The sequence below is a fragment of the Rappaport israeli genome (assembly GCF_001888055.1).
In the GTDB taxonomy this organism is placed as follows: Bacteria; Pseudomonadota; Gammaproteobacteria; order Cardiobacteriales; family Cardiobacteriaceae; genus Rappaport; species Rappaport israeli.
Genome location: NZ_LXHZ01000022.1, coordinates 37,534 through 54,255 on the forward strand (window position 1 = coordinate 37,534; position 16,722 = coordinate 54,255).

The 16,722-nt window shown below is 41.0% G+C and carries 14 protein-coding genes and 1 pseudogene; 4 read left to right on the forward strand and 11 right to left on the reverse strand.

Features of this window, described 5'->3' with window-relative positions:
- Window positions 1–68: 68 nt before the first annotated feature.
- The 4 genes and pseudogenes from A5N84_RS05540 (at window position 69) to A5N84_RS05555 (ending at window position 4,560) form a co-directional block, all read left to right on the forward strand.
- Entirely contained in the window at window positions 69–1,109 is a 1,041-nt protein-coding gene (locus A5N84_RS05540; protein ID WP_158008653.1) for a phosphohexomutase domain-containing protein, read from the forward strand.
- Between the two features lie 35 nt (window positions 1,110–1,144).
- Window positions 1,145–2,722: a glucose-6-phosphate isomerase gene (gene pgi / locus A5N84_RS05545; protein ID WP_072281576.1), complete on the forward strand. Its 1,578-nt coding sequence runs from the start codon at window positions 1,145–1,147 to the stop codon at window positions 2,720–2,722.
- Between the two features lie 74 nt (window positions 2,723–2,796).
- Window positions 2,797–4,192 (forward strand): annotated as a pseudogene (gene fumC, locus A5N84_RS05550) (class II fumarate hydratase).
- 158 nt (window positions 4,193–4,350) lie between these two features.
- Window positions 4,351–4,560: a hypothetical protein gene (locus A5N84_RS05555; protein ID WP_198923820.1), complete on the forward strand. Its 210-nt coding sequence runs from the start codon at window positions 4,351–4,353 to the stop codon at window positions 4,558–4,560.
- A gap of 56 nt (window positions 4,561–4,616) precedes the next feature.
- On the opposite strand, the gene A5N84_RS05560 is transcribed toward A5N84_RS05555, so the two are convergent.
- The 11 genes from A5N84_RS05560 to A5N84_RS05595 form a co-directional block, all read right to left on the reverse strand.
- Window positions 4,617–5,687: an MFS transporter gene (locus tag A5N84_RS05560; RefSeq protein ID WP_332882140.1), complete on the reverse strand. Its 1,071-nt coding sequence runs from the start codon at window positions 5,685–5,687 to the stop codon at window positions 4,617–4,619.
- Window positions 5,688–5,821: 134 nt separating this feature from the next.
- Entirely contained in the window at window positions 5,822–7,072 is a 1,251-nt protein-coding gene (locus A5N84_RS05565; protein WP_072281578.1) for an ATP-grasp domain-containing protein, read from the reverse strand.
- An 80-nt stretch (window positions 7,073–7,152) separates the two neighbouring features.
- A complete protein-coding gene (locus tag A5N84_RS05570) occupies window positions 7,153–8,145 on the reverse strand; it encodes an ATP-grasp domain-containing protein (RefSeq protein ID WP_072281579.1) in 993 nt (330 codons plus the stop codon).
- Window positions 8,139–8,303, reverse strand: coding sequence for a hypothetical protein (locus tag A5N84_RS10275; protein WP_158008654.1), 165 nt, complete (start codon window positions 8,301–8,303; stop codon window positions 8,139–8,141). The genes A5N84_RS05570 and A5N84_RS10275 overlap by 7 nt, the downstream gene beginning before the upstream one ends.
- Complete coding sequence (locus tag A5N84_RS05575; RefSeq protein WP_072281580.1) at window positions 8,294–10,939, reverse strand: condensation domain-containing protein; 2,646 nt, start codon at window positions 10,937–10,939, stop codon at window positions 8,294–8,296. The genes A5N84_RS10275 and A5N84_RS05575 overlap by 10 nt, the downstream gene beginning before the upstream one ends.
- 38 nt (window positions 10,940–10,977) lie before the next feature.
- A complete protein-coding gene (locus A5N84_RS05580) occupies window positions 10,978–11,220 on the reverse strand; it encodes a hypothetical protein (RefSeq protein WP_072281581.1) in 243 nt (80 codons plus the stop codon).
- Window positions 11,213–12,202, reverse strand: a complete 990-nt coding sequence (locus A5N84_RS05585; protein WP_078055593.1) for a Fe(II)-2OG oxygenase family protein — start codon at window positions 12,200–12,202, stop codon at window positions 11,213–11,215. The genes A5N84_RS05580 and A5N84_RS05585 overlap by 8 nt, the downstream gene beginning before the upstream one ends.
- Before the next feature lie 243 nt (window positions 12,203–12,445).
- Window positions 12,446–15,595: an ATP-dependent RNA helicase HrpA gene (hrpA, locus tag A5N84_RS05590; protein ID WP_198923849.1), complete on the reverse strand. Its 3,150-nt coding sequence runs from the start codon at window positions 15,593–15,595 to the stop codon at window positions 12,446–12,448.
- Window positions 15,553–15,675, reverse strand: a complete 123-nt coding sequence (locus A5N84_RS12715) for a hypothetical protein (protein ID WP_269844303.1) — start codon at window positions 15,673–15,675, stop codon at window positions 15,553–15,555. Before A5N84_RS12715 ends, hrpA begins: the two co-directional genes overlap by 43 nt.
- Window position 15,676: 1 nt before the next feature.
- Entirely contained in the window at window positions 15,677–16,294 is a 618-nt protein-coding gene (locus tag A5N84_RS10740; protein ID WP_198923821.1) for a DEAD/DEAH box helicase, read from the reverse strand.
- Between the two features lie 13 nt (window positions 16,295–16,307).
- Window positions 16,308–16,691, reverse strand: coding sequence for an MAPEG family protein (locus A5N84_RS05595; RefSeq protein WP_198923822.1), 384 nt, complete (start codon window positions 16,689–16,691; stop codon window positions 16,308–16,310).
- Between the last annotated feature and the right edge of the window lie 31 nt (window positions 16,692–16,722).

Here is a 16,722-nt window from a genome sequence, read left to right on the forward strand (position 1 = left end):
CATTTTCCTACCATATGGGCGCCTATGCTAGACACATTAAGCGCCCTTTATCCAACCCAAAAAATATTATGTCCAACCTCACCTTCCAACATCAATTCAATCTAGACGCTCTACGCGAATACCTCGCCCAACACCCCCCTCTCATCGCCCTTGCGCCAAGCGACTCTAGCGCCCAAACGCGCCATTTCCTCCACCACACCCTAAACCTTCCCGAACAATCCTTTTTCACAATTAAGGCAAACACCCCCCTACCTAGCGCCATAAACCAACTTAAAATCCATCCGCAAGCCGCCCAAGCTCCACTACTTGCCGCCATCAGTGCCAACGGCAAAACCCACTTATTGAGTGGCAAACAATCCCTCATCACCCCCAGCGACAGCCTCGCCATTCTTGCCGACCATCATCGCGCCATTCCCCCACTACACAGCCTCACAGGCGTTGCCAGAAGCCTGCCCACCAGCCGTGCCATCGACATCGTCGCCGCCCAACATCAATTCACCTGCTACCAAACCCCCACAGGCTGGCAATACTTCCTCCCACTACTTAGCACCAACCTTATCCAACTATGCGGTGAAGAAAATTTCTCCCTAAGCGGTTATCCCCTCGAAGAAAAAAACAGCCTTTGGGCGCTTTTATGCTGGTTTAGCCTACTAGCACAAAAGCGCCAAAATGCCGACCAAATCCTCCAAAACCACTGGCAACGTTATGGCAAACATCATCACAAGCGCTTTGATTTCATCAATCTCCCAAAATCGCACGCACAAACCATGCTCACCACCTTTGAGCGCAACAGCCATGCCAATATCGGCAACCGCCTCAACGGACTAACCCTCACCGCCGCACAGCAATTCAACTACACCGACCCCACCAACCAACAACAAAGCCAAGACCAAGGACTACAACTAATCTTCGGACGTCAAGCGCGCATTATCTGCCGTCTTACCAGTCGCCCCACTCACGCCGACACCACCGACCTGCGCCTATACTGCGAATATTGGCAACAACATCTAGACACCCCGCCAGCGCTCACCGCGCCCACCGCCACCCTCGCCACCCTAGCGCAAGGCATGATGAACCTAGAACACCATCAACCGAATTCTGTTAGTTAATCTGTTTTCTTTAATACATTCTAAGGAGAGTAACCATGAGCACACTCAACGAAAAACTCAATCAACACCGCCAAGAACTACAAAACATCCCCCTAAGCGAACTCTTCGCCCAAGAGCCAGAGCGCGTCAACCAATGGCGCTTTCAAGTTGGCACCCTCTACGCCGACCTTTCAAAAAACCACCTCAACGCCAAAACCAAAACCCTTTGGCAACAATGGCTAGAGCAGGCGCAAGTCCAACAAGGCATTGACGCACTCACCCGAGGCGATAACGTCAACCACAGCGAAAACCGCCCAGCTCTCCACCACCGCCTTCGCGCCCCCACCGACACCGATTTCTATGTTGGGGAAGAAAACATCAGCGCCAGCATTGCCGACGTGCGCCAGCGCATGCGCCAAATTAGTGAACAAATCCACAGCGGACAATGGCGTGGCTATAGCGACCAACCCATCAGCGACGTCATCCACATCGGCATTGGCGGTTCCGAACTTGGGCCACGCCTACTCTGCCATGCCTTTGAACATCAAAGCGACGGCAAAGTGCGCATTCACTTCCTAGCCAGCCCAGACCCCATCTACCTCGAACACCTCACCCGCCAGCTCAACCCCGCAACCACCCTACTCATCGTTGCCTCAAAAAGCTTTTCCACTGAAGAAACCCTCGTCAATGCCAACTATCTGCGCGACTGGTTGCGTCAAAACGGCGGACAACAAGCCGATGCACAAATGATTGCCATCAGCGCAAACGTTGATAAAGCCCAGCAATTTGGCATTGCAGCACAACGCATCCTCCCCTTTTGGGATTGGGTCGGCGGTCGCTTCTCCCTTTGGTCAGCCATCAGCCTCCCCTTTGTCCTACAAAACGGCTATCCCGCCTACCAAGCCCTGCTAGATGGCGCGCATAAAATGGACACCCATTTCCAACAAACCGCCCTCATGGACAACCTCCCCGTACAACTTGCCCTCCTAGATGCATGGTATAACCATTATTTTGCAGTCAACAATCGCGCCGTCATCACCTACTCCCACCCCCTAAATCCTTTCCCCCAATATCTACAACAACTTGACATGGAAAGCCTCGGCAAACGTGCCAATCGTCAAGGTAAACCCCTAGACAAACCCAGCGGACTCATTATTTGGGGCGGAAGTGGCACAGAATCACAACATGCCTTCTTCCAGCTCATCCATCAAGGACAGCGCCAAATCCCCATTGATTTCATCGCCATCAAACAAGCGCCCAAAGGCTACGAACGCGCCCACCAACTCGTCCTCGGACACTGCCTAGCCCAAAGTGAAGCGCTCATGAAAGGACGCGATGAAAGCTACCTACAAGACCTCCCAGAAGATAAACGTTACGAACGCACCAGCGCAGGCAACCGCCCAAGCACCACCCTCATCTTAGACGCACTCACCCCCGAAACCCTCGGCGCATTGATTGCCCTTTACGAACATAAAGTCAGCGTCCTAGGCATGCTCTATAACGTCAACGCCTATGATCAATGGGGCGTCGAACTAGGGAAAATCCTCGCGCAAGAAACGCAAAAAAGCCTCCAAGGCGACTTGCAAGCGCACGACCCCTCCACCACAGCACTCATTAATCATCTAAAACGCTAATCTACTCATCGCTAAGCGCCCGCGCGCTTAGCGCCTTTTTAATCTCAAATACAAACATCTCAAGGAGACCCAACATGACCACAAACAACACCCGCACCGAACACGACACCATGGGAAACATCGAAGTCCCTGCTAACGCCTACTGGGGCGCACAAACCCAACGCAGCCGTGAAAACTTCAAAATTGGCGGACAAACCCTCCCAACCGCCTCATTCACGCCATGGCGTTGGTCAAAAAGCCGCCGCACTCACCAACGCCAAACTAAACCGCCTAGATAAACAACACGCCCAACTCATCATCCAAGCCGCCGACGACATCCTCGCAGACAAACTCACTGACCAATTCCCCCTCGTCGTCTGGCAAACAGGCTCAGGCACCCAATCCAACATGAACATAAACGAAGTAATCGCCAACCGTGCCAATGAACTTGCAGGAGGCACACGCGGACACTACCACCCCATCCACCCCAACGACCACGTCAACCACGCCCAATCCACCAACGACTCCTTCCCCACCGCCATCCACGTTGCCGCCGCCCAAACCATCCACCAACACCTACTCCCAGCCATCAAAACCTTAAGAGACACCCTCGACAAACACGCTAAAAACTTCAGCGAAATCGTTAAAATTGGGCGCACCCACCTCCAAGACGCCACCCCCCTCACCCTTGGGCAAGAATTCTCAGGCTACGTCAGCCAACTCGACCATAACATCGAACGCCTCAACCACGCCCTAATCCACCTCCACGAACTCCCCCTAGGCGGCACAGCCGTTGGCACAGGACTCAACAGCCACCCTGATTATGCCCAACTCGCCGCCGAACAACTCGCCCAACTCACCAACATCCCCTTTATCACCGCACCCAACAAATTTGAAGCGCTCGCCGCACGCGACGCCGCCGTATACACCTCAGGCGCTTTAAAAACCCTTGCAGTCAGCCTCAACAAAATCGCCAACGACATCCGCTGGCTTGCCAGTGGTCCTCGTTGTGGCTTAGGCGAAATCACTATTCCCGAAAACGAACCCGGCTCCTCTATCATGCCAGGCAAAGTCAACCCCACCCAATGCGAAGCCCTCACAATGGTCTGTTGTCAAGTCATCGGCAACGACACCACCATCACCCTCGCAGGCGCTTCAGGCAATTTCGAACTCAACGTCTACAAACCCGTTATCGCCTACAACCTCCTCCAATCCATCAACCTACTGGCTGATGCCTGCCAAAGTTTCAACGACCACTGCGCAATTGGCATCGAACCAGTACGCGAAAAAATCGACTACTACCTCAACCACTCCCTCATGCTAGTAACCGCACTTAATCGCCATATTGGTTATGAAAACGCCGCCAAAGTAGCAAAAACCGCCTATAAAAATAATGCCTCACTCAAAGAAACCGCCGTTGAACTTGGGCTACTTAGCGCCGAAGAATTCGACCGCCTCGTTCAACCTAAAGACATGGTAGAACCCAAATAACCCCAAAACCTGCAAATTTAGCGCCAGACTACTGGCGCTTTTTATGCACTATCATGCAACATCCTGATAAATAAGTGAAAATATCTATTGACTAGATATATATATATATATATCATTTGTTAGTTAATTTTTATTTAACTCACTCAGGAAAATAAACCATGAAAAACAAACTTTTATTCATCGCAACCGCTTTATTACTACAAGCTTGCGCAACACCGCATGTTGTGCAAACCAAAAAACCAGACGATGAGCGCTTAACTTGCTCACAATTAAAAATGGAAATTGAAGAAGCCGTTAATTTTGAAAAATCAGCGCGCGATGATCGCAAAGTAACTGGCAAAAACGTTGCTAATCAATCCATACTTTAAGCACAAATAAAAAAAGCTAAGCTCAGCGCTTAGCTTTTTTTATCTATAAAATCCCTTCAACCACCCCGCCTAAGCACATAGACAATCGCGCCCAACACAATCAAAGCAAAGCATCCAATAGTTACCATCAATCCAAAGCCATAAAACCGCTCGGCAAAATAATGCAGACCAGATAAAGAATTAATCACCAAAAATAATAAAATAGACAAAATTATCCTGCGTAAAGCCAAAATTCTACCTATCGTCTCAAGCGGAACATTGAGTTGTATATAGGTATTAAAAGCCACACTAGAAAGAGAAACAAACGCCCCAATCATAAAAATAACCATCATCTTAACCGCAAAAGCCTGAAATTGAATCAAAGCAATAAACAACAATGGAATTAAAATATAGGCAAACAAAACATTCACTAAATGTTTACTTATATATAAATTCCTAGCAATAAAATAAGAAACAACAATTGAACCAAGCGCATAAGAAATATCAAAATAAGCCATCGTGGCGGCATGACCTCTTACATCTCCCTGAGAAATCAACGACAACGACAAATTAAATATAGAAATAATCAAATAATCAAAAGTACTCACCACAACGACTACAGATAATATTTTAGGAAGAGAATTAAAAGCAGATAGCATTCCAATATTGATATCTTTTCGTTTTATATCCAATATATTTTGGACATTATTAACCCGTAAAACACAAAGCAAACTAAAAAATAAAATCCCAATAGCAATAAGATGTAGAAAAGAATACTCAAGATTATCTACTAAAAATAATGCCAATAACAATCCAAAAATTTGTCCAAATTGCACACACATTTGATGAACAGCATTGACATTTTTTATATTATAACTCGCGCTTAAATAAGAAAAATAAGACTGTTGCGATAATCTCTGCAAAGGTGAAAAAAAAGAAACAATACTATAGACCAAAAATATATATAAACCCTCTTTCTCTGCAAATAGCCCAGCAATCCATACCAGCAACAACAAAAATATTATTATAAAAAGTATTTTTTTATATACAAAAATAGCACTCTTTCTATCAATAAGATTTCCAATATAAACAGGAGCAAAAACAGAAGATATTGCCTCAACCAACATAGCCAAACCAAAAAAAAACAATGCTATTAGTAACTTGCAGCAATTTAACAGAAGATGCTATCAGCAAAAGCGCTTTTAATATATTAAGAAACAATTCCGCGCCATAAAAATACAACAGAGAATGATTCCCCTTAAAATTATTTATATTCAAATGATTAACTCACAAAATCTATCTTAAAATTATTCTCAACCCAATCACAAATATTTTGATAATTCAATAAAGCTTGTGATTCATTTTCTGCAGAAAATACCATGCCACATATACCTTGAATATTAGAAACAGCAGGATAAATGGTTTGTCCTATCGCCACCTTAGGTTGATAGTCTAAAACATAAGGTAAATTACACATCTGCGCAATATCTAAAACTCGCGCTGTTCTTTTACCTAAACCATATATCACCCATCCCCCACTCGTATGATGATTTTTTGAATTAACCTCATAGGGAGAATGCTGATACAGCGTATTTAAAAGCCATAAATTAATATCCATATTGCGAATTTTTGCATTTGTTTGATTAATTAAAGCGCCTCCTGTTCGACAAGCAGTTTCGCATAAAATCATCTGCCCATTTTCATCAATAAAATACTCCGTATGAAAAGAAAATGCCCCTGACAACTGGACTGCTTGAATAATATTTTGTTGTGCCTGATAAAGCTTTTGATAAATTTCTAAATGATTAGGAATTAACACAGATCCTAATGATAACCCTGCATCAAAATCCTCTATCATGCCATGAATATACGCACCACAAGATAAATAAAGAATTTTTTGATTATAACAAACCCCATCAATATGATAGAGCTTACCTTGCACATAAGATTCAATCATTAAATTAGGCTCAGTATAGCCATTAACCCGAAAATCAGAGCGCGCAAATTGCGCAATATCTTGCATGCTCTTTAAAATACGCGTTCCCACACCCCCACCGCCTTCCTGCTGTTTAACCACGACAGGAAACCCATATTTTTCCACAAAATCATAAATATCTAATACAGATTTTACAGCGCTATAGCGCGAAGTTTTTATTCCTTGCTGAGTAAAATAATTTTTCATACTCATCTTATTTCTAAATAATTCTAATACAGACTCTTCAATATAAGATAGATTCAACCATTTTTTAATTCTCTCAGCACGATACAAATCAAACTCAGCAATTGCAAAAAGTGCAGTGATTTTATATTTTCGACTAAGGCAATAAACCTCATACTCAACACGGCTACTATTATCATAATTTTCTATAGGAAAAACACCATGCACCATAGATTTTATTTTTTGCAAATAAGGCAGGCAAACCTCAGTTATTTTCTCTTTAGCGAGTAATAAAATTACCTCTTCATTCCTTTCAAATTGCTCCAATAATTGATATAAAGGCTTGAGCTCTCCTCTATGTAAAATTAATATCATTCCTATTCCTTATTTCAAATCAAACTCAATATAAATTTCTAAAAAATATCATTAATTAAAATATAGATAAACTTTTTAAGTTAGTTTTTATCCACCGAATTTTCTAAAAAAATATTCTTTATAGTATGCGCAAGAAATTTACATTGCTCATAGTCTTTTGCATACAGCACAATCATCACATGTCGCATACTAGAATAAAGTGGTTTTTCAACCTGAGCCCCTATTTTTACATTAACTTCAATTTCATCAAGATGAGAACAATATTTCATTAAATTGGGCAAGCCCAAATAGGTTGAACCTTCTTTGAAATTAATAAATAGAGTTTGCGCAAATTTAGCTCTTACGTGTTGGATAGGATAAGACTGATAAGATAATTGATATAAATAGGCTTCAATCAAATCAATACCAGTTGTTAGACGCACCAAGCTAACAATTCTGTCTCCTCCTGTGCGAGGATGTCCTTCTACAACATAAATCCCTTTATCATTAATAATGATTTCCGTATGCCCACAACCTTCTTGCATCTGCATCCTATCTAAAAACTCTATTACATAATCTGAAATAGAGTTTTTCATTGAATCACTAATATTTGCTGGGGAAATATGCGCAACCTCTACAAAATTCTCATCTATGAATTTTTCTGTAATTGCAATAATTTGATGCTTTCCATTTTCACTAATAGATTCAACGCTATATTCTTTTCCTCTAATATATTCTTCCACCAAAACTTCTTTTAAAGCACTATATTGTTGAACAAAATCATCAACATTGGTTTGCCCAACAATATATCGACCAATCAAACGGCTACCAGTTCCATCTACTGGCTTTACAATAACATCAAAATCAACTGATAATAAAAACTCTTTTAAATCTTGAGTATCTGTTAGTTGAGAGAAAAACGTCTGATATTCTTTTAATACCTGTCTCATTTTATGCTTATTAATCAGTGTCTCCACACAAGATACACTATTAGCTTTAAGGTTAAATTGTTCATTTAGAACTGCTGCTAACAGCAAATATTTTTCAGAAAATGAAACGAATTTTTTTATCTCTTCAAGATATGGATTTAGCATTTTTTCAATGAATCTTCTTCAATAACATTCATTGTTATTTGAATATAATTCTCTCTAATAATGATATTTTCTAATCCTTCTCTAACATCAATGATATTGAGATTTTTTGGCGCTCTACGCAATATCGCTTCATTAGCTCCAATTAAGACTATCCACATAGTGATTCTCCAATAATCTGCTTAATTTTTTCAATTAATTTATCTAAAAAATCTTGCTGTTGTGAGAAAGTAAATAAAGCTCGACGATATTGTAAACGCAACAAAAATTGATTTTTATAAACATCCACATAAAGCATTTTATCGAATTTCACATTACATCCCATATTTTTATGTATAAAGCTATTTTCTTGTTCTAAATCTAGTCCTTTCTTATCTATCATGCTAATAAAAAAAGTTGTTAGTGGAAAACGGTCTTGCTCTAAATCATAACCTTGCAAATCAAGCAAATCATGATATTGAAAATCTTGATATTTAATTGCCTGATAAATTCCTTTATGAATTCCTTCTAAATACTTAAAAAGATTATTTTCTAAAAAAACAGACCAATTACTGCGAATGGTTACTAAAGATATAAAATTCCCAATTATTTTTTCTTCTTCTTGAGATTGACGCCCTAATGCTGGCGTCCCTACGACAATATCTTGCACTTGATATTGCTCATGCAGGCATAGGAAATAACTAGCCAGAATAATAGTAAATGGCGTGCAGTGATTGAGTTGTGCAAATTTTTTTATTTGCTGAGAGAGCGTGTGTGATAGTCCAATACGTGTTTCATATCCTCTAGCGCCAAATCTTTCATCCTGAACAGGAATATTTATTTTTTTATAAGGTTGTTGATAAACCTTCTGCCAATATTTAAGCGATTTTTGAGTAGCGCCTTTTTGCTGATTCATTGCATATACGCTGTATTGCATGGGTTGGAATGATAAAACATGATTATTCATTAAATTTTTTAGTTCTGAATAAATTATTGCTTGTGAAAAGCCATCACAAATTAAATGATGAATATTCCAAATAACGCGTTGCTTACTCGCGCTAGATAAAAATGTCATAGAAAATAAAGGCCATTTTTCAATATCAATCACTTTTTCCGCTTCAGTAAGCCTAATTTGCTCTAATGTTTTATCAAAATCCGCTTCATCTGCTACAAGATATTGTATTGAATAATGGCATTGTGTCTGTGCCATAACGCGCATAGAACCATTTTTATAATATGAGCGCAGTGCATCGTGTCTTGCTAGTAATTGCTCTAAAGCAACTTGCAATTGATTTTTGCTTATTAAACCAAAATCCCATATGGCTAACATATTGCACCAATTACCATTTATCACTGGCATATATATTTTTTTATAACGGACTTGCTGTGGACTAAGCGGATAAGACGATAAGCTAGAATGCCTTTGAACAGTATTTTGCGCAGTCTCTACTATTTCACCAGTTAGCTCTTGATTATTTAACCATTGGCGAAAATCTTTTATTATTGGATGTTCATATACTGACCAATAGTTGATTTTCTTGCCCGTTCTTTCTTCTAACTCAATAACAAAACCAGTTACATCTAAAGAATCGCCCCCAAGTTCAAAAAAATTATCCTCCTCTGAGATTTTATCAGCATAGCCTGTAACCTTTCGCCATGAATGATAAATAATATCATCCTCTATAATATTAGATTGTTGGTTTTCAACTAATGATTGCAATAAAAATTTACGGTCAATTTTAGCGCTTGCTGTGCGGGGCATTTCTTCTAAATGATATAAATGACTAGGCATAATTTGCTGATAAAGCTTATCTTTTAATGCTTTATATAAAGTGCTTTTTTCAATCATGCCTGTATAGAAAGCAACCAATCGATTTTGCAAGTCCAACAGCACAATACTCTCTAAAACACCTGAGACAGATTTTATCTGTGCATTAATATGATTTAAATGCACTCTAACGCCATTGATTTTAACTTGATCATCTAATCGCCCATTAACAAACAACATCTCATTTTTTATTACGCCAGCATCTCCTGTTGGATACCAATTTTTCCCATTTTGGTAAATAAAAGTCTCTTTATCTAAATAACCAAGACTGGAAAATTTGCTATAAATAAAGATTTGTTCATTCTCCCCTATTGTATACTCTGTATCAGGCAATGGCTGTCCCGCTGGAATCTCTTGAAATTTATCTATATTTAAAAAATCAAAATCATAATAGAACTTCGCTAATGTAGTTTCAGAGGGTCCATATAGATTTGTGATTTTATCTATCTCAAAATAAGGCATCATTTGTAAGATAGTAGATTTTTGCAATTTCTCACCTGCGAAAAATACGTTTTCAAATCGATATTGATTAAATTGCTGTGATAACGTACTCATCCAGAAATCACAGATTGACGGCACCATATATACAGTATCTATTTGGTGTTGCTCTATCCATTGTCTAAAAATCACGCCTGATTGATATTTCAAATCCTCATCAGGAATAACCAAAGTTGAACCGGAGATAAGCGTGGTTAAAATTTCCCGATAAATGACATCAAAAGCGCAATTGGTTAATTGTGCTACCCGTTTTTTATTTTGAAAATAACGCTTTTTTTGCCACTGAATAAAATGGGCTAAGCCAATATGGCGCCCTAAAATAATTTTTGCTTCACCCGTAGAGCCAGAAGTTGTAACAATATAACCTTCATCCTGTTCTGTAATGGCTTCAACCTTAATTTCATCTATTGTTTTTGTTTGTGCAGAATTTTTATTATTTTTTAGAATATCTTCTAAATCCCACTCTTTAAAAACAACCTCACATTGCAACATTTTCAATATTTTTTCATTTTAAAAGGTTTGGTCTTCTTTTATCGATTAACAAACAACTTTTTTTTATTAGCAAAAATTGCCAGCATTATTGCAATAGAATGTATAGATATTTTCTCACATTTAATCGCAATCCTATTTTGTTTAATAGTTGATAGATATTGAATGTAGCGCAATGAAAGCGTTAATAAATCTTGGTATTGAATTTGTTCAGATGACGTTTCTATGGCAATATCTTTATTATTTATTGCGATATTTTTAAACAAAATAAAAATATTATCCATTAATCAAATACTCCTTATCCTTAACTGTATATTGACTAATTCTCTTATAGTCATCAACATTTACTGTTTTCATCATCCAACGTTTTCTCGCACCTTCTAAATTATTCATTTTTAATATCTGTTTACAATGAATAGAAAAATTATTTTGTGTAGCAATAAGATCACCTGTTCTTAGGTGTATACAACATTTATTTTCGTGTAACAATTTAATCAATTTTTCTATTAATATTTTACCTTTTTCATTAGTAGAAACAGTGCGATTTTCGAAAAAACGAATATCAATTCCATTGGGATCTGTTAATATCGGGTGTAATTGTGCATCTCCCAACTTAACTAAGCTATGATAAGTACTAAGATCATCATAAGGGGTATAAAATTGTGGCTTAGAAAGCTCAAGTTTCTCTTCGTAAGAAAAATTTTTCAATACATCAATATTTTTAGTGAAACAAGTTACAATCATATTTTCAATATCATTTCTGATACAGATAATATTCACCCAATCAGGTCTTACAAAATGATTTGCTAGATCTTTATGAAAAAAGATATCATTTAACGCTTTCTGTGATTGACTATTATACAATTCTTCCATAGGAAAAATATCCTGAAAAACATCACCCTGATTGACATTCAAATAACCTATAGGTTTTTCTCCTCTAATTTGAGCAAAAAATTCTAATATACCTTCTGTCACAAAAGTATTTTTTAAGCTTCTTTTCTCTTCCACAGGATTTTTATTATCGAAATTTGGAAGATCAGGATCAACAGGCAATCCTTCTATAAAAATTATTGGCTCTTCTCGTTGATCTATAGCTCTTGTACAAAACACAAATTCATATAAATCTCTGGGAATTTTTCCCTCATGAATAAACTGTGCTATAGCATTTTTAAACGCTAGATAATCTCTATAAGGATTTACTTTGATTTCAAGTAAATTATTTTGCAATTCAAAAGATTGCGATGTGCTTAATTTATATTTCAACATAACAACTTCCATCTACTTAGAAATTTTATAAAACTATTCAATTTAATTTTTTTTGCAAACTGAACAACATTAACAATTATTTCTAACTGTTAATATTCATAGTAGTACTTTAGACTTTAGCGGTCAATGCAAAATTAAGCTAATCTGATTTTATTTTGAAATAGCGCTTTTTGAACTTGAAAATCAACTTCGCCACACCGCGCTATAAAACCTTATTCATAAAATAATCATCTAATATTTTTCTTAGCTCCGCTCTGGCACAAAGGCGCTTAATGCCTGTTTGAGCGCTTTTTCTGACACCCCTGATTTTGCGCCCAATTCTTGGGCAAATACTTGTACGCGATACTCCTGCAATAAATAAAAATACGTCAAAAATGCCGTTTGTTGGCGCGGATTATCTGCGCGTTGATGCGGATGTTGAATACCCAATTGCGCCAGCCACTGTTGTAATTGTTCTTCCCATGGTGCAATTAATAATTGCCGTTTGCTCTCTTTGAGCGGTTCTTGCGCTAATTTATCCAAGCGCTTATCAATAGCCTGCAAATAGCGGGGTAAATCTTGCAAATGTTTGGCTGGGGTTTGGCGGATAAAATCTGGATAAATTAATAATGCCAGCTGTGCTTCAATATCTGCCTTTGCGCTTTTGTGTTTAATCTGACGCAGGCGCTCATTTAAATGGCTATAGCCTTTGAGAATGTCAAATAGCTGTGCGCTAAAGCGATTCGCCTCTGCCAGTAAGTGCTGTTCTCCTGCTTGATAGGCGCGCATAAAAGCCTCGCGCGTACGTGGGGCTTCATTGGGCAAGCACACGCGCTCAACCAAAGCGCGCATGGTGTCGTCTAACAAATGCGAGCTTTCACTAATTTTGCGGTAATACAAACTCATCTCATTAAAATGGCTTAGATTTTTTTTCAGATACTTAATTTTTTGCGCCAATTTTTCTTGCAATAAAGCAATCACGCCTTGGCGGTGCTGACGTTCGGCGCGCTCTGCATCATCATGCAGGCGCAAAAACACCCCTTCCGCCTCAAGCGTTAACGCTGGATAACCCACTATCGCGCCTTTCATGCGCTCTTGTGTGGGTAATTCTTCCCACAACCAATCTTTAATGCGTGCATCACTGCCTTTTAATTGACTTTGACTGCGTTGTTGAAACTGTTCTGCCGCCTGTTGTCCATATTGCTGTTGCAATGCGCTTAAATCACGCCCTTCAGCAATACGGCGTTTTTTTGCATCAATCAAGCGAAAGTTCATTAAATAATGCGCGTCAAGTTGCTCCGTATTTAAATCAGCCAGTGGAATTCTTAAGCCCTTGATTTGAAAAATATGTTGCGCAATCGCCTCAGCCAGTGGCAAAGTTTGTTTATCATCTAATAGGCGTTCATACACCGCACGCGCAAAATCAGGGATAGGCACTAATTGGCGCCGCCACACTTTAGGCAAACGCCGCAACATCGCCTCCACCTTCTCCCCCAAAATTGCAGGCACAAGCCGCTCAAAATCCTGTGCATTGAGTGCATTAAGCGCTGTGATAGGAATTAAAGCGGTTACACCATCTGCCTCTCCCCCTGGATTAAATACATATTCCAACGCCAATTGATGCGCGCCAACTTGCAAGCGCTCGGGGTATTGTTTAGCGCTAACGCTTGTATCCTCATTGAGCAAGTCATCTTCTTGCATGTACAAACTCACCTCGCCATGCTGTTTGACCCACTGCTCCAAACTCACCACCGAATGCACCCACTCTGGCAAGCGCTTAAAATAAAACTCCGCCATCACCTGTTCATCTACCACAATCCCACGGCTACGCGTTTTATCTTCCAAATTCTCCAGCTTAGCGCGCAAACTCAAATTTTTTGCAATCGCGGGCACACGCGTAAACAGCTCCCCCGTAACCAAAGCCTCCTGCACAAAAATCTCATGCGCCAAAGCAGGATTTTCTTTAGCAAACGGCACCTTGCGCCCAGAAACCAACGGCAAGCCATACAACAACACCGTTTGATTACACATCACATTGCCCGCCTTTTTCGACCAATGCGGTTCGCTATGTGTATATTTAAGCAAATGCGTGGCAAGCGATTCTAATTCCTGCAACACAATCGGGGCACAAGTGCGCGCAAAAGTGCGACTCATTTCCACAATACTTGCCGCCATAATCGCCTGTGGTTTGCGCTTTGCCAGCACGGAGGCAGGAAAAATCACAAATTTGCGATGCCGCGGGCCACTATATTCCTGTTGTTGCTCATCCCAAAGCCCCACTTGGTCTAAAAATCCAGCCAACAACGCCCGATGCAACCCCTCAGCATTTGCCTCATCCTCTTGTGATAAGTGAAGCGCCAAGCCCTGCATACGACATTCCTTACATAACTGCACATACAACTCGCGCCACTCGCGCATTCTTTGCACATTCAAAAAATGCGCCTCACACCATTTGCGCAATTGATTGTTTGAGCCTTGATGGCGCTTTGCTTGATAGGCATTAAACAGCAGCAATAAAGACAAAAAATCCGACTGTTTATGCGCAAATTGTTGTTGTTGCGCATCGGCTTGTTGCTCCTTACCAAACGGGCGCTCTCGCGGATCTTGAATACTCAACGCCGCCAAAATCACCAACGCCTGCGCCAAAACCCCCACCCTTGCCGCCTCATAAACAATCCGTGCAAAACGCGGGTCAATTGGCAATTTCGCCATATTGCGCCCCAAACTCGTCAACTGTTGCTTGGCATCCACCGCCTTTAATTCAAACAACAACCGATAACCATCATTAATTTGGCGTTGCTCGGGTGAATCCACAAAAGGAAACGCCGCCACCTCCCCCAATTGCAACACCAACATCTGTAAAATCACCGCCGCCAAATTTGTGCGCAAAATCTCAGGCTCAGTAAATTCATCGCGCTGTTTAAAATCCTCCTCACTATATAAACGCACGCACACCCCAGCTGCAATCCGCCCACAACGCCCAGCGCGTTGATTAGCGCTCGCCTGAGAAATAGGCTCAATTGGCAATCGTTGCGTTTTTGTGCGCAAAGAATAGCGACTCACCCGCGCCGTCCCCGTATCAATCACATAACGAATACGCGGCACCGTTAACGACGTTTCCGCCACATTTGTCGCCAACACAATGCGCCGATTACTTTTAGGATGAAACACCGCCTGCTGATCAGCCAAAGACAAACGACCAAATAACGGCAAAATCTCCGTCGCGCGCAACTGCAACCGCTTCAACACCTCACTACACTCGCGAATCTCGCGCTCAGTAGGTAAAAAAACCAACACATCCCCCATCCCATGTTCCGCGTCCAAATAATCAATTGCGCGCGCAACCCCCTCATAAACCTCCTGATTATCCTCTAACGCTGATAGACCATCTGCACAGGATACGTCCGCCCCGATACATTAATTTGTGGCGCCTGATTAAAATGCGCACTAAATTTATCCGCATCAATCGTCGCCGACGTAATAATTAACTTCAAATCAGGCGCTTAGCAATAATTGATGCAAATACCCCAACAGAAAATCAATATTCAAACTCCGCTCATGCGCCTCATCAATAATAATCACCTCATAACGGCTCAAATATTTATCCGCCAAAGTTTCTGCCAACAACATCCCATCAGTCATCAGCTTAATCACCGTACAATCACTGACCTTCTCATCAAAACGCACCTGATAGCCCACCGCCTCCCCCAGTGGCACCTGCAATTCCTCAGCAATCCTATCTGCCACACTACGCGCAGCAATCCGTCTAGGTTGCGTATGCCCAATTAACCCACGCGCCCCAAACCCCAACGACAAACAAATTTGCGGTAATTGCGTTGTTTTTCCAGAACCCGTCTCCCCACTAATAATCACCACCTGATGCTCACTAATCGCCTGAGCAATTTGCGCGCGCACCTCTAATACAGGCAAATCCGCCTCAAACCTAGGCTTAGGCAAACTCGCCAACCGCTTTGCATACAGCGCATGCGAACGCTCATACAACGCCTGCCATCTTTCCTGCATGTTCCCCACAGGTTGCCCACGGCGCTGACGTTGTTTAATTTTTCGCTCTAAGCGCCACAACTCAAAGCGATGCTCACTTAAAACCTGCATACCCATCCCTTTTTCAACCCAGCGCCAAACTCAATATCAACAACAAATCCACCACCCCCAGCGCCCAAACAATCGAACGCAACATCGCCTTATCCGCCAAATAAGCCCCAATATAGACCATCCGACTCAACAAAAAAGCCCCCACCGCATATTGCAAAAATCGCACCTCCACCCCATGCCACTGCGCCAATAACACCACAAACACAAACAACGGCAAAATCTCAAAACTATTTTGCTGCGCCGCATTTGCACGCGCCGCTACCCCCTCAACAGCAGACAAAAATTCACGCGTTCGCCGATTATCCTCTAACTTAAATCCACCCATTTTTTTCGCAATCCCCGCACAAATCCACGGCAACACCAACACCAAAACCGCCATCACATTAACAACCAACACTATAAATCCTCCAAACCTTCTAAAAATCATA